The sequence below is a fragment of the Hyphococcus sp. genome, from assembly GCF_965267305.1.
In the GTDB taxonomy this organism is placed as follows: domain Bacteria; phylum Pseudomonadota; class Alphaproteobacteria; order Caulobacterales; family Parvularculaceae; genus Hyphococcus.
Genome location: NZ_OZ253945.1, coordinates 3675921 through 3694589, shown reverse-complemented (window position 1 = coordinate 3694589; position 18669 = coordinate 3675921). Strand labels below are relative to the sequence as shown.

17 protein-coding genes and 1 pseudogene are annotated in these 18669 nt (G+C 59.7%); 8 read left to right on the top strand and 10 right to left on the bottom strand.

Translation table 11 applies throughout. From position 1 onward, the window contains the following. Positions 1-89: 89 nt before the first annotated feature. Genes shc through ACQY5P_RS17910 form a run of 3 tightly spaced genes read right to left on the bottom strand, consistent with a single transcriptional unit; the run spans position 90 to position 3015 of the window. Positions 90-2132, bottom strand: coding sequence for a squalene--hopene cyclase (gene shc / locus ACQY5P_RS17920; protein WP_428408239.1), 2043 nt, complete (start codon positions 2130-2132; stop codon positions 90-92). A 51-nt stretch (positions 2133-2183) separates the two neighbouring features. Then, complete coding sequence (locus tag ACQY5P_RS17915) at positions 2184-2591, bottom strand: DUF6691 family protein (RefSeq protein WP_428408238.1); 408 nt, start codon at positions 2589-2591, stop codon at positions 2184-2186. Position 2592: 1 nt separating this feature from the next. Then, entirely contained in the window at positions 2593-3015 is a 423-nt protein-coding gene (locus ACQY5P_RS17910) for a YeeE/YedE family protein (RefSeq protein ID WP_428408236.1), read from the bottom strand. Positions 3016-3107: 92 nt separating this feature from the next. Here ACQY5P_RS17910 and ACQY5P_RS17905 point away from each other — a divergent pair, with 92 nt between their 5' ends. From ACQY5P_RS17905 to ACQY5P_RS17885, 5 genes and pseudogenes are all read left to right on the top strand, one after another. Beyond that, positions 3108-3446, top strand: coding sequence for a metalloregulator ArsR/SmtB family transcription factor (locus ACQY5P_RS17905; protein WP_428408234.1), 339 nt, complete (start codon positions 3108-3110; stop codon positions 3444-3446). Further along, positions 3443-4306 carry an MBL fold metallo-hydrolase gene (locus ACQY5P_RS17900; RefSeq protein ID WP_428408233.1) on the top strand — a complete coding sequence of 288 codons (864 nt, stop codon included), beginning with the start codon at positions 3443-3445 and terminating at the stop codon, positions 4304-4306. Before ACQY5P_RS17905 ends, ACQY5P_RS17900 begins: the two co-directional genes overlap by 4 nt. Before the next feature lie 53 nt (positions 4307-4359). Continuing rightward, a pseudogene (locus ACQY5P_RS17895) lies at positions 4360-5583 on the top strand (NAD(P)/FAD-dependent oxidoreductase); the annotation flags it as partial. A 9-nt stretch (positions 5584-5592) separates the two neighbouring features. Then, the gene (locus tag ACQY5P_RS17890) at positions 5593-7350 is read left to right on the top strand and encodes a SulP family inorganic anion transporter (RefSeq protein WP_428408232.1); all 1758 of its coding nucleotides are present in this window, start codon (positions 5593-5595) and stop codon (positions 7348-7350) included. Between the two features lie 9 nt (positions 7351-7359). Further along, positions 7360-8862 (top strand): AMP-binding protein, encoded by a 1503-nt coding sequence (locus ACQY5P_RS17885; RefSeq protein ID WP_428408231.1) that lies wholly within the window; start codon positions 7360-7362, stop codon positions 8860-8862. Here the strand turns inward: ACQY5P_RS17885 and ACQY5P_RS17880 are convergent. Both ACQY5P_RS17880 and ACQY5P_RS17875 read right to left on the bottom strand, forming a co-directional pair. After that, the gene (locus tag ACQY5P_RS17880; RefSeq protein WP_428408230.1) at positions 8857-9402 is read right to left on the bottom strand and encodes a GNAT family N-acetyltransferase; all 546 of its coding nucleotides are present in this window, start codon (positions 9400-9402) and stop codon (positions 8857-8859) included. The two genes, ACQY5P_RS17885 and ACQY5P_RS17880, sit on opposite strands and share 6 nt — an antisense overlap. Further along, positions 9395-11230 carry a DUF885 domain-containing protein gene (locus ACQY5P_RS17875; protein ID WP_428408229.1) on the bottom strand — a complete coding sequence of 612 codons (1836 nt, stop codon included), beginning with the start codon at positions 11228-11230 and terminating at the stop codon, positions 9395-9397. The genes ACQY5P_RS17880 and ACQY5P_RS17875 overlap by 8 nt, the downstream gene beginning before the upstream one ends. 111 nt (positions 11231-11341) lie before the next feature. Here ACQY5P_RS17875 and ACQY5P_RS17870 point away from each other — a divergent pair, with 111 nt between their 5' ends. Both ACQY5P_RS17870 and ACQY5P_RS17865 read left to right on the top strand, forming a co-directional pair. After that, complete coding sequence (locus tag ACQY5P_RS17870; RefSeq protein WP_428408228.1) at positions 11342-12559, top strand: mechanosensitive ion channel family protein; 1218 nt, start codon at positions 11342-11344, stop codon at positions 12557-12559. Between the two features lie 87 nt (positions 12560-12646). Continuing rightward, positions 12647-13108 (top strand): YHS domain-containing (seleno)protein, encoded by a 462-nt coding sequence (locus ACQY5P_RS17865; protein WP_428408227.1) that lies wholly within the window; start codon positions 12647-12649, stop codon positions 13106-13108. Between the two features lie 303 nt (positions 13109-13411). On the opposite strand, the gene ACQY5P_RS17860 is transcribed toward ACQY5P_RS17865, so the two are convergent. Genes ACQY5P_RS17860 through fliF form a run of 5 tightly spaced genes read right to left on the bottom strand, consistent with a single transcriptional unit; the run spans position 13412 to position 17778 of the window. Then, positions 13412-14545, bottom strand: coding sequence for a FliG C-terminal domain-containing protein (locus ACQY5P_RS17860; protein ID WP_428408226.1), 1134 nt, complete (start codon positions 14543-14545; stop codon positions 13412-13414). Further along, a complete protein-coding gene (fliP, locus tag ACQY5P_RS17855) occupies positions 14545-15312 on the bottom strand; it encodes a flagellar type III secretion system pore protein FliP (protein WP_428408225.1) in 768 nt (255 codons plus the stop codon). The genes ACQY5P_RS17860 and fliP overlap by 1 nt, the downstream gene beginning before the upstream one ends. A 17-nt stretch (positions 15313-15329) precedes the next feature. After that, positions 15330-15662, bottom strand: a complete 333-nt coding sequence (locus ACQY5P_RS17850; protein WP_428408224.1) for a FliM/FliN family flagellar motor switch protein — start codon at positions 15660-15662, stop codon at positions 15330-15332. Beyond that, positions 15655-16257 carry a hypothetical protein gene (locus tag ACQY5P_RS17845; RefSeq protein ID WP_428408223.1) on the bottom strand — a complete coding sequence of 201 codons (603 nt, stop codon included), beginning with the start codon at positions 16255-16257 and terminating at the stop codon, positions 15655-15657. Before ACQY5P_RS17845 ends, ACQY5P_RS17850 begins: the two co-directional genes overlap by 8 nt. After that, positions 16258-17778 (bottom strand): flagellar basal-body MS-ring/collar protein FliF, encoded by a 1521-nt coding sequence (gene fliF, locus ACQY5P_RS17840; protein WP_428408222.1) that lies wholly within the window; start codon positions 17776-17778, stop codon positions 16258-16260. Positions 17779-17915: 137 nt separating this feature from the next. Here fliF and ACQY5P_RS17835 point away from each other — a divergent pair, with 137 nt between their 5' ends. Continuing rightward, entirely contained in the window at positions 17916-18668 is a 753-nt protein-coding gene (locus ACQY5P_RS17835) for a flagellar basal body-associated FliL family protein (protein WP_428408221.1), read from the top strand. Position 18669: the final 1 nt, after the last annotated feature.

Sequence of the window (18669 nt, the reverse complement as noted above, 5' to 3'; positions counted from 1 at the left end):
CTAAAATAGTCTTTTCATATTAAGAGCGTAATTGAAAATACTATCGGAAATTGCTCTGTCTCAGCCAGCGATGATGTCTGAGGATCTGTCTAGCCCGCCATCATCTTCCGCACCCGCCCCATCGCCATGAGCGGGAAATAGTGGCGGTAGAGATTGTAGTTGATCATGAAGGCGCGGGAGAGTTCGGGCCCCTGTTTCAGCCGCTCCTGCAACAAAGGATCATTGAGCTTGATGGTCGCGCCGACGCCGTAGCCGGGAAAGCCCGTGCCTGTATATTCCGGCTCTTCCCAGGTGCCGTCTTTCTGGCGCTCGATCAGGAACTGAACGCCGTCGGCGATCGCGCGCTCGTCCTCCGCGCGGCCCACCGCGGCGAGGCCCATGAGCGCCCAGGCGGTTTGCGACGCGGTCGACTTGCCGCGGCCCATCTGTTTCGGGTCCATATAGGAGGCGCAAGACTCGCCCCAGCCGCCGTCTTCATTCTGATGCAGGATCAGCCAGTCGGACGCCTTGCGAATGTAAGGCTGCGTCATGTCCTCGCCGATGGCGTGGAGCGCCGGGAGAACGGCGCCGGTGCCGTAAACGTAATTGACGCCCCAGCGGCCGAACCAGGCGCCGTCCGCCTCCTGCTCCGCCTTGATGTAGCCGAGCGCGCGGACCATGGAGGGATGGTTCTTGCCGATGCCGAGCTTGCCAAAGGCTTCGATAATATGCGCGGTCACATCCACCGAAGGCGGGTCGAGCGCCTCGCCGAAATCGCAGAACGGAATCTTGGTCAGGATCTTTTTGTCATTGTCCTTGTCGAAGGCGCCCCAGCCGCCATTCTTGCACTGCATGCCGATAAGCCAGTTGAGACCGCGTTCGATGGCGGTTTCGACGCCTTTGCTCTTCCATTTCGGATCGTTGCGAAAGGGCGCGAGCGCGATCAGCGCCACCGCCGTATCGTCCGTGTCGGGATAGAAATAGTTTTTATATTCGAACGCCCAGCCGCCGGGCTCGAGCTTCGGACATTTCACTTTCCAGTCGCCGGGACGCAGCACCTGTTGCGCGAGGAGCCAGTCGATCGCTTTTTCCACTTCTTCCGGATGGCGCTCATTGAGATCGCAATCTTCGAAGGCGAGCAGCGTCAGTTCCGTGTCCCAGACGGGGCTCGTCGACGCCTGTATCCATGTCGCCTCGCCCGCATCGACGCGCCAGCGCGGATCGTCGAGCGCGGCCAGCCCCTTGGCGACGACCGAATGATCATGCGCATAGCCTTCGTTATAAAGCGCCATCAGGGAATAGATCCATGGCGGCTGGATGCCGCCCCACACGCCGTCGGCGTCCTGATGTTTGATGATCCATTCGAGCGATTGCGCAATGGCGCCCTTGCGAAACAGCCCGATCTGGCCTTTCTCGCCGATGCTTTGCAGCCCGTGAAGAATCTTATCCGCTGTCAGAAAAAACGCATCCGCGAAACCGGCGCCCGGTTTTTTGGGATAGGAATAATCGTATTTATCGCGGCCTTCGGGGAAGAGCTCGTCGAGACGCCGCGACGCCGGCAAGGGACGCGCGGGACGCCGCGCGGAGAGCACCGCAATCGGCATCAGGGTCGCGCGCGCCCATTGTGCGAAATTGTAAATGGAAAAGACAAACCAGTTCGGGAAGAAGATCACTTCCGGCGGCAGGTTCGGCGTTTTCTCCCACGGCCATTCGCCGATCAGCGCCAGCCAGTAACGGGTGAAGACGCGAATGTTTTTCAAACCGCCTTTGGACATGATCCATTCGCGCGCCTTTTTCATATGCGGCGCGTCCTTGCGGTCGCCCATGGAGCGGAGCGCGGCGTAGGCCTCCACCGTCGTGTTGATGTCGCCGGCGGGCGCGCCGTAATAAATCCGCCAGGCGCCGTCTTCGCATTGGGTTTCGCGCAGGCTTTGCGCAAGCCGGGGGCGCAAGGGATGGTTTTCCAGCCCCATGAACCAGAGGGCGAGGCACCACTGCGCCTCCATGCAAGCGTTAGATTCGAGACGGCCGACCCAATAGCCTTCGGGCTTCTGACGCGCAGCGAGCCAGTCCGCCGCCGCCTCGATCGACGCCGTCAATTGCCGGTCGAAATTCGAGCGCCGTTCGCCGGCAGGTTCCTTCTCGTCGAACATCCCCATAACCCTTTGATGCAAAGGGTTCTTAGCGTGCGGGGGCCGGCGCCGCTAGACCTTGACGAGCCGCCGCGCCTGCATCCCGGCCGCCATGGCCGCGAGATAAGCCCAGGGGGCGAGCCCGCCCACCGCCGCCGCGGTGATCCCCGGCCCCGGACAAAGCCCGGCGAGACCCCAGCCGACGCCGAAAATCGCAGCCCCGATCAGCAACGGACGGTCGATCACGGTCTTGGTGGGGATCTGGAAGCCCTCTTCGAAAAGCGGCTTTTCGCGCCCCAGCACCAGGCGGTAGCCGATGAATGTCGTGACAAGCGCCGAGCCCATAACGACGAGAAGACTCGGGTCCCAATTCCCGGCGACGTCGAGAAACGCCACGATTTTCTGCGGATTGATCATCTGCGAAACGACCAGCCCAAGGCCGAAAATCAGACCGATGATGAAAGATGAAACAATGCGCATTTTAAAGTCCCAGCAAGTGGTTGACGATGAATACGGTCGCGATGGCGCTTGCCATGAAAGTCAGCGTCGCTGCAATGGAGCGTTTCGACAGTCGCGCCATGCCGCAAACCCCGTGCCCGGATGTGCAGCCGCCCCCGAGCCGCGCGCCGAAACCGACGAGGAGCCCGCCGATGACGGTGAGCCACAAAGGATGAGGGAAAATGACTTCAGGCTTTGACGAAAACAGCCATACGGCGAATGGCGCCACAAACAGCCCGGCGATGAAGGCAAGCCGCCATGTCCAATCGCCTCTCGCCGGCGTCAGGACGCCAGCGACAATCCCGCTGATGCCGGCAATGCGGCCGTTAAGCGCCATAAACAACACCGCCGACAGGCCGATCAGAAAACCGCCTATGGCGGCGGAAACAGGGGTGAAATTCTCCATAAATCCTAGCTCCAGAAAGGTCGCACCTGAACCTCTTGAAAACATAACATATATCATTTATGTTATTTGACAAGTATGGACCGTAACAACAAATGACCAAACCGTTGAATATCAAAGATCTGAAAGCCCGCGCCGAAGGCGTGTCGGCCCTCTTGAAGGAACTGTCGCACCCCAATCGTCTCCTCATCGCCTGTGCGCTGACGGAAGGCGAAATGAATGTGAGCGAGCTTGAAGCGGAAATAGAGGTTCCCCAGCCGCATCTTTCCCGCGACCTTGCGCGTCTGCGCGACGCCAAGCTGGTGAAAGCGAGGCGAGAGTCGAAAAACGTCTATTACTCGCTCGCCGACGACAGGCTTTCCAATCTGATTGACGCGCTTTGCGACGCGTTCGGCCCCAAGCCCATAACCAAACCGAAGGTGAGGAAGATATGAAACCGCTAGTCAAAACATTTTTCGATGAAGACACGTTTACCGCGAGCCATGTCGTTATTGATCCGGCGACAAAAAAAGCGGCCATCATCGATTCCGTTCTGGATTTCGATCCGGCTTCGGGAACAACGGCCACGAAATCCGCCGACGAGATCATCGCCTATGTGCGAGACAACCATCTGAACGTCGAATGGATTCTCGAAACCCATGTTCACGCCGACCACCTCACTGCTGCGCCTTACCTAAAGGAAAATCTCGGCGGGAAAACCGGCATCGGCGACAAGATCGACGTGGTGCAGAACACCTTCGCTAAAGTCTTTAACGCTGAAAGCGCGTTCAAACGTGATGGCAGTCAGTTCGATCACCTCTTCGCTGATGGCGAAAAATTCAAGGTCGGCGAGATCGACGCTCATGTCATCCACACGCCGGGCCATACGCCCGCCTGCTCAACCATCCTCATCGGCGACGCCGGTTTCGTGGGCGATACGCTCTTCATGCCCGACTACGGGACGGCGCGCTGCGACTTCCCGGGCGGAGACGCGCGCACTCTTTACCGTTCGATCAAGAAAATCTTCGCCCTCCCCCCGGAGACGCGCCTTTTCATGTGTCACGATTACAAGGCGCCGGGCCGCGATGGGTATGTCTGGGAAACGACGGTTGCGGAGGAACGCGAGAAAAATATTCATGTTCGCGATGGGATTACTGAGGACGAGTTTGTCAAGATGCGCGAAGCGCGTGACAAGACCCTCGACATGCCGCGGCTGATCCTGCCCTCGGTGCAAGTGAACATGCGCGCGGGCGACATGCCGCCCAAAGAGGATAACGGCGTTTCCTATCTCAAACTGCCGCTCAATCAATTCTAATCTTCGTAGGCTGGGCCTCATAACAAGGGCGGGAGGAAACCATGACGACTTTCGTAATTATCGGCGGCGGCGCGGGCGGCGTATCCGCCGCCGCCAGCCTTTTAAAGCGGCGCCCCAAAGTCAAAATCAAAATTATCGAGCCGCAGGATATTCATTACTATCAGCCCGGCTGGACTCTGGTGGGCGGCGGCGTCTTCGACCAGCAGCAGACTATCAAGCCGCTGGGGCATGTGCTGCCCGACAATGTGGAGCGCATCAAAGGTGCGGTCGCGGAATTCGAACCGGACCAAAACCGCGTCATCCTCAGCGACGGCAAGACCGTCGAGTATGACGTTCTCATCGCCTCGCCGGGGATCAACCTCAACTGGGACGGAGTCGAGGGCTTAAAAGACGCGCTCGGCAAGGATGGAGTGACCTCAAACTATCGTTTCGATCTTGCGCCCTACACCTGGAAGCTGGTGCATAATCTGGTCGGCGGCAGGGCGCTTTTCACCCAGCCGCCAATGCCGATCAAATGCGCCGGCGCGCCGCAAAAGGCGATGTATCTTTCCTGTGACGAATGGCGCCGCCGGGGCGTCCTTGAAAACATCAAGGTTGAATTCTGCAACGCCGGGGGCGTTCTCTTCGGCGTCGCCGATTACGTTCCCGCGTTGATGAAATATGTGGAGCGTTATGGGATTGGCCTGAACTTCAACGAAAACCTCATTTCCATCGACGCCGGAAAAAAGATCGCCCGGTTCAAAAAGACCAGCGGCAATGCGGAAGACATTATCGAGCGCGACTACGACATGATCCATGTTTGTCCGCCGCAAACGGCGCCGGATTTCATCAGCGCCAGCCCCCTCGCCGATCAGGCGGGCTGGATCGACGTCGATCAATATACGCTACAGCACAAGAAGTATCCGAATGTCTTTGGCCTTGGCGACGCCTGTTCTGCGCCGAATGCGAAAACCGCCGCCGCTGTGCGCAAGCAGGCGCCGGTGGTCGCGGAAAATTCGCTATCGTTTGTCGATGGCGGCGAACTGACGGCCGGTTATGACGGTTACGGCTCATGCCCTTTGACCGTTGAGCGCGGCAAGATCGTGCTCGCTGAATTCGGCTATGGCGGCAAACTCCTGCCGACCTTCCCGAACTGGCTCGTCAAAGGCACGAAACCGACGCAACTCGCCTGGTTCCTGAAGGAAAAGATGCTGCCGGCCATATATTGGCGGCTGATGCTGCGCGGGCATGAATGGCTCGCCGAACCGAAACCGCTTTCCAAGGTCAAAGCTGCATAAGGCGCCGCCATGCTGAGCCGCTATTTTCCGATCCTGCGTTGGGGCCGGTCTTATTCCGCCTCGCTGTTCGCCGATGACGCGCTCGCCGCGGTGATCGTCACGATCATGCTGATCCCGCAGTCGCTCGCCTATGCGATGATTGCAGGGCTTCCGCCTGAAGTCGGGCTTTACGCCTCGATGACGCCGCTGATCGCCTATGCTGTGTTCGGTACGAGCAACACGCTCGCAGTGGGCCCGGTCGCCGTTGTCTCTCTCATGACGGCGTCGGCCGTCGGGCGCATCGTCGAAACCGGCGGGCCTGAGTATATCGCTGCCGCGGCCGTGCTCGCCGTCATCACAGGATTGATCTTGCTGGTGCTGGGCCTTGCGCGGCTTGGCTTCCTCGCCAATTTTCTGAGCCATCCGATCATCGCCGGCTTCATCACTGCGTCCGGCATTCTGATCGCCGCGAGCCAGATGAAACACATCCTCGGCATCTCCGCCCATGGCGAAAACCTGCTCGCCATTCTTCAAAGCCTCGCCAGTCACGTTGCGCAAACCAATCCGATCACCCTCGTTATTGGGGCTGCATCGATCCTGTTTCTCTTTCTCACACGGTCCTATTTGAAAAAGCTTCTGCGCGCAGTGGGCCTTAAAGAGCGCCTTGCCGCCGCCATCGCCAAGGCGGGCCCCCTGCTCGCCGTCATCGGCGCCACGGCTGTGGTCGCCGCATTCAGTCTTGATGCGAAAGGCGTCGCCATCGTGGGCGACATTCCGCGCGGGCTGCCGCCTCTCGGCATGCCGCGGTTCGATGCGGGCCTATGGTCCGAGCTTGCCGGCGCAGCGTTTCTCATCGCCATTATCGGCTATGTGGAATCAGTGTCGGTGGCGCAGACCCTCGCCGCCAAACGGCGCGAGCGCATCGATCTCGATCAGGAACTCATCGGTCTTGGCACGTCGAACCTCGCCGCCGGCGTCAGCGGCGGTTTCCCGGTGACCGGCGGCTTCGCGCGCTCCGTCGTCAATTTCGATGCGGGCGCCAGGACGCCTGCGGCCGGCGCCTTCACGTCGCTCGGCATCGCGCTGGCTGCGCTTTTCCTGACGCCGCTGCTTTATTATCTGCCGCAAGCGACGCTCGCTGCGACGATTATCGTCGCCGTCCTGTCGCTGGTAAACATCCGCATCATTCGCGAGACCTGGGCCTACTCGAAAAGCGACTTCACGGCGATGGCGATCACCATCGGCGGAGTCTTTTTCTTTGGCGTCGAAACCGGCGTCGTCGCCGGGGTCGCCATGTCCATCCTTTTGCTTCTCTATCGCGCCTCGCGGCCTCATAGCGCCATTGTCGGCCAGGTGCCGGGCACTGAGCATTTCCGCAACATCAAACGTCATGACGTCGTCACGAGCCCGTCCGTTGTCTCCTTGCGTATGGACGGCAATCTTTTCTTCGCCAATGCGCGGGTTCTCGAAGACAGGCTGTTGGGCCTTGCAGCCGACTCCCCGGCAGTAAAGCATATTGTTCTCATGTGTTCAGCGGTAAACGAGATCGATACGAGTGCGCTTGAAAGTCTGGAAGCCATCAACGAACGGCTGAAAGACGCCGGCGTCACCTTCCATCTTTCCGAAGTGAAAGGCCCAGTCATGGACCGGCTGAAGCGCACGCATTTCCTCGACCATTTGACGGGCCGAGTTTTCCTCAGTCAGTATGAAGCCATGCATGCGCTCGATCCCGAAACTTTCTTTTTACCCAATGGCTCGCCTCTCGCCATGGACGACCAAACCGCCTAAACAGGCGTGATGGCGAACGAAAATTTCTTTGCAGCGCTGCAAGGCGCATATACAGCGCAGCCAGAACGCCCCTTATTAACCCTGCCCGGCGGGCGCCGAATTTCCTATGGCGAGATAGATGCGCTTTCCGCCAAGATGGCCGGCGCGCTGCTGATGCATGACGCAAAGCCCGGCGGCCGTATTGTCGTCCAGGTCGAAAAGTCTCCGGAAAATGTCGCGCTCTATCTTGGCGCGATGCGAGCGGGGCTCGTCTATGTGCCTTTGAACACCGCCTATACGCCTGAAGAGGTCAGCTATTTTCTCGGCGACGCTGAACCGAAGATTTTCGTCTGCGCGCCGGACAAAGAACAACCGCTGGCGCCGGTCGCTAAGGAACAGGGAGTCGCTCATGTGCTGACGATGGGCGCCAGAGGCGATGGAACACTCGCTGACGCCATGAAGGCGGCGGCGCCTGTCAAGGATATTGCTTCGCGCTCAAGAGACGATCTCGCAGTCATTCTTTACACCTCGGGAACCACCGGCCGGTCCAAGGGCGCGATGCTGACCCATGAGAATCTTTCATCGAACGCCAAGACGCTGAACGCGCTTTGGGGATTCACCAGCGAAGACGTGCTGCTCCATGCGTTGCCAATCTTTCACATCCACGGCCTCTTTGTGGCGTTGCATACAGCGATGTTGAGCGCCTGTGAGATTCTTTTCCTTCCTAAATTCGATGTCGCCGAGTTGCGCCGCCAGCTGCCGCGAGCGACCGTCATGATGGGCGTGCCAACCTTTTATTCTCGCCTCCTTGCTGAAAATGATTTCGGCAAACCGGACTGCGCCACTATGCGGCTTTTCATTTCCGGATCGGCGCCGCTGACCGTCGAAACGTTCAACGCCTTCGAGGCGCGAACAGGCCATCGCATTCTCGAACGCTACGGCATGTCGGAAGCCGGCATGATCGCGTCGAACCCGCTAGACGGCGAGCGCATCGCCGGTACGGTTGGCTTCGCACTCCCCGGCGTCTCGGTGCGTATCGCCGGTGAAAAAGACACGCCCGGAGAAGTCGAAGTCAAAGGCCCGAATATCTGCGCCGGTTATTGGAAAAAACCGGACAAGACGGAAGAAGCTTTCACATCCGACGGCTGGTTCAAGACCGGAGACGTGGGAACGCTTGACGGCGAAGGCCGCTTAACTCTTGTGGGCCGGGAAAAAGACCTCATTATCGCCGGCGGATTCAATATCTATCCCATCGAAATCGAGCAGATTCTCGACGCGGTTCCAGGCGTCGGCGAAAGCGCCGTGATCGGCGTTCCCCATCCCGATATGGGCGAAGGTGTCGTCGCCGTCATTGTCGCAGAAGCCGACGCGCCGGACGATAATGCGCTTTTCGCCGCGCTTTCGTCGCTCGCCAAATTCAAACGGCCGCGAAAATTCTTCCGCCTCGACGCCCTTCCCCGCAACACCATGGGTAAAGTGCAAAAGCAAGCTTTGCGCGAACGGTTCAAAGATGCTTTCGCCCCAGACTCATGACCGCGACGCTATTGGCCGGTGAAGCACCACAATCTTATCGCCATGATAGATCGCAGCGCCAGTTATCTCGAATCCGCATTTCTCAGCCACTCTTATGGATGGCGCATTTTCCGGCGTGATGATGCAGACCATGTGCGGCGCAGAAAAATTCTGATCGCCCCATGCGACGGCCGCCTTGCCCGCCTCGCTCGCGTAACCCTTGCCGTGAACCGCCGGAACAAGGGAGTAACCGAATTCCGGGAATCCCTTGATGGACGGCGTCATCTCCCGCTTGTAATCGGCGAAACCGATTTCGCCGACGACGGCGCCAGTCGCTTTTTCCTCAACGACCCAATAGCCGAAACCCAGATGCGCCCAGAGGCCCGCATCCCGGAGAAACTTCGTCCAACATTCCTCTTCCGGGCGCGGCTTGCCGCCGATAAAGCGCGTGACGCGAGGATCGCCCCACATTGCGGCGATGGCGTCAAAATCGGCCAGCCGCCGGCCGCGTAATAATAATCTTTCCGTTTCAACAACCGGAACCGCGATCGGGTCACTCATTCGGCCGGGCTTTCACTTCGGCGATATACTCATCGATCCGCACCCGGAGAATATCGAGCGGCAGGCCGCCGCCGGTCAGCACCGCATCGTGAAACTCGCGAATATCGAAATCGGCGCCAAGCTCGCGCTCCGCCTTGCGCCGGAGCTCCCAGATCGTCAGCTCGCCCATCTTGTAGGCGAGCGCCTGTCCCGGCCAGGCGATGTAGCGGTCGACCTCGGTCTGAACATTGTGCAGCGAAAGCGCCGTATTCTCGGCGAGATAGTCCATCGCCTGCTCTCGCGTCCAGCCTTTCGCGTGAATGCCGGTGTCGATGACGAGACGGCAGGCGCGCCACATCTCCATGGAGAGCCGTCCGAAATCGTCATAGGGCGTTTCATAGACGCCCATCTCGACGCCGAGCTTTTCCGAATAAAGCCCCCAGCCCTCACCGAACGCATGCGGATAAAAATCCTTGCGGAATTCCGGCGCGTTTTCGATCTCGAGCGAGAGCGCGCTTTGCAGATGATGGCCGGGCACGGCTTCATGCAGGGTGAGCGCCGTCATTTCATAAAAAGGGCGTTTGTCGAGCGCGTAGGTGTTGACCCAATATTGTCCGCCACGCGTCCCGCCCAGCGGCGCGCCCACATAGCGCCCGGTGGTGTAATTCGGCGCGATTTCCGCCGGAACAGGCTCCACGGAATAGGGCTGGCGCGGCAGCTTGCCGAAATAAGCGGGCAGGCGCCCGTCAATATCCTTGGCGATCCAGGCCGCGCGTTCGAGAAGATCTTCCGGCGTTTCCGGATAGAATTGCTCGTCCGTGCGCAGAAATTCGATGAATGTCTTGAAATCGCCTTTAAAGCCGGTCTTCGCCATGACGCCGGCCATTTCCTTGCGGATGCGCGCGACTTCTTTCAGGCCCAGCGCATGAATGCTTTCCGGCGTCACCGTGTCGAGGGTCGTGTAATACTTGACCAGCGCGCGGTAATATTCCCGTCCGTTCGGCAAATCGTAAGCGCCGAGCGTGTCGCGCGCGCCGGGCATATATTCGTCTTTCATGAAGCCGGCGAGACGCGCGAAAGCGGGAATGACTTGCGTCTCCAGAACATCGCGCGCTTCCTGGCGCAGCGCCGCCTGCCGCCGCGCCGAGATTGACGCCGGCATTTGCACGAAAGGCCTGTAGTACGGATGCGCTGCGGCGTTGTCCTTCACCTGCGCCTCGAAGGACGGCAGGATATAGGGCAAGATCTCCTTCGGCTGGGTGAAGCCGTCGGCGAGGCCCTGGCGCATGTTCTCCACATGCTGATCGAGATAGCCAGGCAGACCTTTCAGGCGGGCGATGTAATTTTCATAATCCGCTTCCGTGCGGAAGCTTGTCGCGCCGACCACATAGCCAAAATTGGTGTGGAAGCCGGTATCGGCGAGAAATGGAATGCGCCAGCGGTCGAACTCCCCGAGCGCAAGGTCGTGCTCGAGAATGAACGCCAGAAGATCGGCGCTCAGCGCGTCTTCTTTTTCGAGCGCATCGCGGTCGATGGCCTGGAGACGGTCGTAAAACTCCTGAGCCTCCGCCTGGCGGCGCTCCTGATCTTCCGGCGTCACGCTTGGGACCTTGTCGTCATAGCCGGAAACGCCCGAGCTGGTGGCGCTGAACGGATTTTCCTCCATCTCATTCGCCCAGTAGTCGTCAAAGAGAGCGTGGAGATCATCAGCCGGCGCCGCGAGGCCCGCGCCCGCCAAAAACATGCTCCCCGCAAGGATCAATCCTGCTAAAGGCCCCTTCACCATATCCCGCTCCTTCGCCTGCCCTGCCCGGCGCGCCGCCAGTCCCTCGCCTTTCTTATCACGCATCGCTGCGGCGCCGAACCCCATCTGAAAAGCGGCGGAACAATTGGCCTTTGCGCCTGTTCGCTTAGCGAGCCATCCGCCATATCCCCGAATCAGCAAGGAAGACGCGTTGTCATGAACCCGTTCGCCAGCTTTTCCGCCCAAACGCCGCAAAATGGAGGCGCCGGAGAAAAAGCCAAGGAGGCGGCCGAAGACGCCGCCGGCGAAGTGGATAGTTTCATGGAGAATATCCGCCCGCGCCTTGAAGAAGGCTGGGCGTGGATACAGGCGAATGCGTCGGAATTCTCCATCGCCTTGGGCGCTTGGATTGCGGTCTTTCTCGTCCTCAGGATTGCGCGCGCCGTCATCGCCGGCTTCATCCGCCGGAAGAAAAAAGACTATTACGCCATCAACAATATCGCCGCGCGCCTCGTCAGCAAAACCTCCAGCTTCTTCCTGCTCGTTGTCTCCGCGGCGCTTGTTGCGCCGTTTTTTCCCGTTATCCCCGAAGGCTGGGGCGTTTACGCCCGCACCATCGCCATCATCATCGGCATTCTTCAGGCGGCAGCCTGGGCGAAAGAACTCCTGACCGCAGGCATCGTCGGCTATGCGCATTCGCGCGCAGAGCGCTCCGGCGTTCTCACCAACGCGGTTAACCTCATCAAAACGCTGGTCGCCATCGGCGTATGGACGATTGCGCTCCTGATGATCCTTTCCAATCTCGACATCGAGATCACGGCGTTGATCGCCGGCCTTGGCGTCGGCGGCATCGCCATCGGCCTTGCGGCGCAGAGCATCTTCAAGGACCTTTTCTCTTCTCTCGCCATCGTCTTCGACCAGCCGTTCCTGCGCGGCGATTTCATCACCTTCGATGATGGCGAATATCTCGGCGACGTGGAACGGATCGGCATGAAGACGACGCGCATCCGTTCTCTCAGCGGCGAGGAAATCATTGTCTCCAATTCGCAATTGCTCGACAAGGAAATCCGCAACTATCGGCGTATGGACGAAAGGCGCTCCCGGTTCACCGTCGGCGTTCTTTACCAGACGCCGCACGAGAAGCTTCGCCGCATCCCTGAGCTTATCAAAAAAGCGGTCGAGGATTCGGAGAACACACGCTTTGACCGTTCGCATCTGAAAGAATACGCCGACAGCTCCATCAACTTCGAAACTGTCTTCTGGGTGACAGACCGCGCCTATGGCGTCTTTATGGACGCCAATCACGAGGTTCTTCTCAACATCCATCAGGCGTTCGAGGAGGAAGGAATCGACTTCGCCTATCCGACCCGCACGCTTCATGTGGAAAGCTTTCCCGAAACCGACGGCAGCGAGAAGGCCGGCAAAAAGAACTGATCCGCTCCCGCCGCCGTGAGCGCATGTGATTTGCCGGGGGCGCGCCATGCGCGCTATGGGTGAGCGCCGCACAGATGGAGCCGCCCGATGTTTCAATCTTTCGCCCGCAACAGCCTCGCCGCCGTTGCTTTCCTTGTCGCAGCAATTGCGCCAGCCGCCGCCTTCGCCGAGGATCCGGTTTATACGGGACGGTTTTCCAATCTCGCTGTTGATGGCTATGACCCCGTCGCCTATTTCACCGAAGGCGAGCCGGTGAAAGGCGATAAAAACTTTGCGGCCGACTATAACGGCGCCCAGTGGCGCTTCGCCTCTGCCGATAATCTCGCTGCTTTCAAGGCGGATCCGGAAAAATACGCGCCGCAATATGGCGGCTATTGCGCCTGGGCGATCTCCCAGAACTACACCGCGCGCGGCAATCCGATGAACTGGACGATTGTCGAAGATAAACTCTACCTCAACTACAATAACGAGATTCAAAAACGCTGGGAGGCCGACATTCCCAGCTTCATCGCCAAGGCCGACGAAAACTGGCCGGGCGTTCTGAACTGACCTTCGCACCCTCGCCGCCAGTTTTGAGCCCCCCTATTTGCTGGGCTGCAGAGCGATGTGGCGCCATTTAACATTTTCTGCTCCGTTCATTCTTCTTCTTCGTCTCGCCTGAAATTTCACCGCCGCTTGCCCGCGCGCCTCTCAACGCGTTTGCCTTGAGACGGTGGCCGGGGTTGACGATTGCAGAGAGATTAAACCCGCTTCGAAGGTGGTGGATAACTATTCACCAACACTGGGAAATATTGAAGAATTCAACAGAAGTGATGTATTTTTCCCGCTGTGGGTGCGGGCGAAACTAGCGCCTTAGGCGCTTTCTTCCGCATCCGGCTCTTTCAGCGGGATCAGTTTGAATTCGCCCGCGGCGACAAGCTCGCGCACCGTCGTGGTCACTTCCCGCTGCGCGCCTTCGCCATCCTCTTCGGAGGGCGTTTCCATTTCCGCGAGCTCTTCCTTGTACTGTTCGACCATGCGTTTTGAGATGTTGCCGAACAGGAATTCGACCGTCTCGGGCGCATTGCCCTCGCCATATTTGATGGCTTTCAGCAAAACGTCGCGATCGAGATCGCGCAGCAGCGCCGTCGCGCCGGATGCAGGCATGCGCGTATAAAGCTCTTCAAAGGTCAGCACCGCGCGGCGCACTTCGGCGCCCACTTCCGGATCGATCTGCTTGAAATGCTCCAGCAGCGCATCGCGCTTGACGCCCGGAAGATAGTTGATGATCTCGCCGACCTTCGCCCCGGCGTTGCCTTTCGGCGCGGCGGCGGCGGGGGCGTCTTCATCGCCCTCTTCTTCCGCGCTGGCGCCGGGTGCAGGCTTCAGAAGCTCTTCTTCGAGCACATTGGCGATCGCTTCTATGGCGTCCGGCGAAGAGGGTTTCTTGCGCGCGACTTCGAGCAGGACTTTCTGGGAATATTCGGCGTCGGCGAGGTTCAGGACGGCCGCCGTTTTTTCATAAGAGAGTTTAGAAAGGATCGTCGCCGCGATGGGCATGCGCTGGGCCTGCACATATTGCGCAAGCACCTCGTCATCGACTTTTTCGACCCGCGTCCAGACGGCGGAATCCCCGCCCCCGCCCATATCGGCGAGAATACGCTCCGCCCGTTCCTCCTTGGCCATCATCGTCAACACGCGTCGCGCCTCGTCGGAGCCGCCGGAGAGATCGGTTTGTTCCGGACTGCTTGCCGCCGCGAGAAATTCCTCGGCGACTGCTTCCAGCAATTGCGGCGACACGGTCTTGAGTTCGGAAAAGGCTTTCGCGAAATTCCTGAGCTCGTCGTCGGACATTTCATCGACGATTTCAGCGGCGGCTTCCGCGCTTAAGGACGCAAGCACGATCGCGGCTTTATGGGCCCTGGTGAACCAGGTCTCCATGTGGATTTCGCTGCGCCCTTCCGTCTTGGGCGCACGCAGATCCATTTTCTGCAAGGCTTTCGACATTACGAATACCCTCGAACCAGCGCCCCGGAAACGGCGACCCAGCCATTGGTCAGAACGAAAAACGCCACCTTGAACGGCAGGGAGACAACCGCCGGCGGCACCATCATCATGCCCATGGCCATCAGGATCGACGCCACCAGCAAATCAATCACCAGAAACGGCAAAAGAACGATGAATCCGATTTCGAAAGCGCGCTGAATTTCCGAGAGTACGAAGGCGGGAACGAGAAGCGACAATGGCGTCATGCCGTCCGGGTCCGGCGCGGTCTCAAGCGGCCTTGCGTCTTCGAGAATATCGACAGCGCCGGGATCGACCCGCGCCTCCATGAAGATGCGGAAAGGCTGCATCATTTCAGTGAACGCGGCCTGTTCGGTGATTTCGCCATTCAGGAGCGGCGAGACGCCTGCGGCCCAGGCGTCCTTGAACACCGGCTCCATGACGAAATAGGTAAGAAACAGCGCGACGGAAACGATCAGCATGTTCGGCGGCGCCTGCTGCAAGCCGACGCCCTGGCGTAATATCGACAGAACGATCAGCATGAACGGCAGGCAGGTGACCATCATGGCGATGCCCGGCGCGAGGCTGAGCACCGTCACCAGGAGGAACATCTGGACGATGCGCCGCGTCAGCCCGCCATCGGCGACCGCGGCTTCCGCCGCCGCGCCAAGCGCGTCAGGCTGCGGCGCGATCTCCTGCGCAGCGGCTGGCGCGCCGGCGAAAACCGCCAGCGCGAGCAGCAATGCGATAATGACCCTCAAACGCCCCATGCCGGCCCGTTCGCCCTTTAACTGCCGATCCCAACGATCTCGAGAAGCTTCACGCCGATCCCGTTTTCGTTATTGGACGCCTCGACAAGTTCGCCTTTCGCGACCAGCCGGTCGCCGACAAAGATGTCGACAGGGTCGTCGACGAGCTGTTCGAGATCGATGACGGTGTCTTGCGTCATCTCAAGAAGTTTCTGCACGGTGATCTGCGCCGACCCGATGGAGACGACGATGCGCACCGGCAGTTCGAGAATATTGCGGTTGCCCGCGCCGCCGTCGCCGCCGGCGAGAACGTCCGCGACAATTTCGTCGTCGCTAGGCTCGGTTTCCGCAAGCTGGTTTCTGTCACTCATGACCGTCTCCCTGAGCGGCGCCGGTTTCTGCGCGCAGCGCCTTCAATACATTTTCGATGAGGCCGTCCGGATCGTGGTAGAGGCCGCCCTTTTTCCATTGCGCATCCACTGTCGCCGGGGCGCAGGATTCATCCGCCTTTAGGGTCACCAGCGGCGTTTCTTTCAGCGTCTTCTGATCGGCCGCGGATAAATGCGCGATCAGAGACGGATGCGCGCGCAGATCGAGTTCGGAATGTCCGTGCACGGCATGCTGTTCGACGATCTGCATGATGTCGGCGAGCGAGGATTTTACTGCAAGCGACGGCGCCACAGCGGAAAAGAGCCGCTCGATGAGGCTCAAAGCCTCCTGGCGGTAACGGGCGTCCATATCGGCGATCATGTCGCCGACGCTTTTGACGAATTCTTCGTGACGGTTTTCCTGCGCCGCGAGTTCGCTGCGGAAGTCTGCTGCGGCGGCGTTATAGCCGGCTTTATAGGCGTCACAGTTGGTGTCCACCTGCTGACCGCCGCCATGTTGCTGCCGGCCTGGCAGGGACGGGATGCGAACGGCCTTTGCGGCGCCGTTTTCGCTCGCCTGTAGCGCGCCGTTTCCCATTTACGCCGCCCGCTCGGTTTCGCCGAGCCACTCTTTGAGGAGTGTCGCGGTCTTTTCCTTGTCGGAGGTCGACAGGTCGCGCAGTTCCTCCAAGGGCGAGCGTGAGATCATGCCGGCCTCGACGCCAATGTCTTCGGGCATGCCGATTTCGGCAAGCGTGGTCGCGCCGTTGATATCCTGGGTCAGAACCGGTTTCAGAACGAACATGCCGAGAATGATGACGACCAGCGCCGGAATGACGATCTGCAGGATCGACATAACGTTCTGCTGCGCCCAGAGCATGATGCCGCCTGACTCTTCAGGCGTTTCGACCGGCGCATATTCGTGGAACGGCATAGACTTCACGGTCACGATGTCGCCGCGCGCTTCGTCGAAGCCGACGGCGGCGGTGATGAGGTCGCGGATCGATTCGAGTTCGGCGTCGGAGCGCGGCGTCGGCGCCGCGCCGTCTGCGCCCGGCGCGTCATTGATAAGCGCCGCCACATGGACGCGGGAAATGGCGCCGGGCAGTTTTTCGCGTTGCCGGTTGACCTCTGAAATGTCGAAGCGAGTGGTTTCGTTGGTTTCCGAGCGCGAGGAATTCGATTGCGAAGAAGCCCCGGCGTCGCCTTCGGGCAGGTTCGAGGCGACTGTGACGCCATTGTTGCCCGAACCGGACTCCGACTGCTGCATGTCCGTCGTCTCGCGGCCCATCATCACCCGGCTTTCAGGGTCGAGGATCCGCTCGGAGACGGTTTCGCGCTCGCGATCGATGTCGAGAGAGACCGTAACACGGGCGTTTCCGGGCCCGACGCGAGCCTCGAGAAGGCTCATAAGGTTCGATTCAAGCCTTGTTTCGCGGTCGAGGCTGTCGCCCTCGGCGTCGATGATCGGGTCCCCGGCCCCCGGTTTCAGGATCACGCCGTTGATGCTGTCGAAAATGCCGACCTGCTCGGCCTCCATATCCGGCACGGCGAGCGCGATCAGATAGCGCATGGCCATGGCCTGTTGCATATCGAGACGCCCGCGGCTCATGGTGATGGTCGCGGAGGCGGTCGGCGGGCGCCGGCGGCGGGCGAAAGACGATGATTTCGGAACCGCAATATGAACGCGGGCCGACTTCACCCCCGGCGTCGCCAGCAGGGTGCGGGCGAGTTCGCCTTCTTTGGCGCGCCAATAGGCGGCGTCAAACATTTCCGAAGTCGTTGCAAAGCCGTTTAATTCGTCAAGCAATTCGAACCCCGGCTGGCCCTGCTGCGGCAGGCCCTGACGGGCGAGCGCCATGCGCAAGGCGTCGCGGCGATGTTCGGGGACGTAGATCGCATCGCCTCTCACCTCCGGATCCACATCCATGGTTTCGAGCGCGCTCAGCACGTCGCCCGCCGCGGAAGCGTCGAGACCGCCGTAAAGAAAGGCCATTCTGGGCTTGGTCGCCATGGTCATGACCGAGGAGAAAACGATCAGCGTCCCCACGAGCACGCCCACAAGGATGACCTTGCGCGAGAGCGACATTTCATTCCAGACAGAGGCGAGTTTGAACATACGAAGGCCACCGGTGTTTGGAGATGCGCTGAAAACGCATTCCTGAAATTTCTTGGTTAATTTCCGGGGCTTTGATTAAATAACCGTTTACGTCTGGTTGTATATGGTGCGCCCTGCAATCTGAAGGTGCGCCGCTTTTGTCAGACGTCACGCCCATAGCGCTCGACCTCGATCTCAGCGATCTGGAAACAGATGCTGGAGAAGAGGACGCGCAGCCGAAAGGCAAGAAATTGGGGCTTATTCCCATGGCCATTGCGGCCGTGGCGGCCGCAGGCGTCGCCGGCGGTGCGGCTTTCGTCCTGACGCCTGGCGCCAAAAACGTCAATCCCGCTTGCATCGGCGCCGAAGACGGCGCGGAAAAACATGGTGAAGATCACGGCGAAGCAGAGTCTCATGGCGAGGACCATGCTGATGCTGCAAACGAACATGATGGCGAGCCTGTGATTGAGGAATGCGAAACCGAAGATCACGGCGGCGCAAAGGACGACAAGAAAAAGAAGAAAGCCGACAAGGGGCATGGCGGCGGTCATGGCGGCGACGACGCTGCGCAATCCAGCGTCAAACCCATCGGCGCCGTTCAACATTCAGAGCACGCAACGTTTCTCGTGCTCGATCCCATGGTGATTTCAATCCAGCCGATCGGGCGTTCGAAACATCTGCGCGTGTCGCTGGTGTTCGAAACCGACGAGGAAGGCGCCGCGAGCCTTCTTGAAAACGGTTTTTACGTTCAGGACGTCCTTAACACCTATCTGCGCTCCGTCGATCACACGGTGCTTGAAGATCCTTCTTCCATGTCGCGCTTGCGCGCGCAAATCCTCCGGCGCATTCGCGTCATCGTTCCGGACGCATCGGTGACGAACGTCCTCATCACAGAATTCGTACTAACCTAAG

Coding starts and splice junctions, on each gene's coding strand:
- fliP (WP_428408225.1), bottom strand. CDS start 15,312: ATGGGGCGTTTGAGGGTCATTATCGCATTGCTGCTCGCGCTGGCGGTT.
- ACQY5P_RS17900 (WP_428408233.1), top strand. CDS start 3,443: ATGAAACCGCTAGTCAAAACATTTTTCGATGAAGACACGTTTACCGCG.
- ACQY5P_RS17880 (WP_428408230.1), bottom strand. CDS start 9,402: ATGAGTGACCCGATCGCGGTTCCGGTTGTTGAAACGGAAAGATTATTA.
- ACQY5P_RS17890 (WP_428408232.1), top strand. CDS start 5,593: ATGCTGAGCCGCTATTTTCCGATCCTGCGTTGGGGCCGGTCTTATTCC.
- ACQY5P_RS17875 (WP_428408229.1), bottom strand. CDS start 11,230: ATGCGTGATAAGAAAGGCGAGGGACTGGCGGCGCGCCGGGCAGGGCAG.
- ACQY5P_RS17885 (WP_428408231.1), top strand. CDS start 7,360: ATGGCGAACGAAAATTTCTTTGCAGCGCTGCAAGGCGCATATACAGCG.
- ACQY5P_RS17860 (WP_428408226.1), bottom strand. CDS start 14,545: ATGTCGAAAGCCTTGCAGAAAATGGATCTGCGTGCGCCCAAGACGGAA.
- shc (WP_428408239.1), bottom strand. CDS start 2,132: ATGTTCGACGAGAAGGAACCTGCCGGCGAACGGCGCTCGAATTTCGAC.
- ACQY5P_RS17910 (WP_428408236.1), bottom strand. CDS start 3,015: ATGGAGAATTTCACCCCTGTTTCCGCCGCCATAGGCGGTTTTCTGATC.
- ACQY5P_RS17915 (WP_428408238.1), bottom strand. CDS start 2,591: ATGCGCATTGTTTCATCTTTCATCATCGGTCTGATTTTCGGCCTTGGG.
- ACQY5P_RS17850 (WP_428408224.1), bottom strand. CDS start 15,662: ATGAGTGACAGAAACCAGCTTGCGGAAACCGAGCCTAGCGACGACGAA.
- ACQY5P_RS17870 (WP_428408228.1), top strand. CDS start 11,342: ATGAACCCGTTCGCCAGCTTTTCCGCCCAAACGCCGCAAAATGGAGGC.
- ACQY5P_RS17865 (WP_428408227.1), top strand. CDS start 12,647: ATGTTTCAATCTTTCGCCCGCAACAGCCTCGCCGCCGTTGCTTTCCTT.
- ACQY5P_RS17845 (WP_428408223.1), bottom strand. CDS start 16,257: ATGGGAAACGGCGCGCTACAGGCGAGCGAAAACGGCGCCGCAAAGGCC.
- ACQY5P_RS17905 (WP_428408234.1), top strand. CDS start 3,108: ATGACCAAACCGTTGAATATCAAAGATCTGAAAGCCCGCGCCGAAGGC.
- fliF (WP_428408222.1), bottom strand. CDS start 17,778: ATGTTCAAACTCGCCTCTGTCTGGAATGAAATGTCGCTCTCGCGCAAG.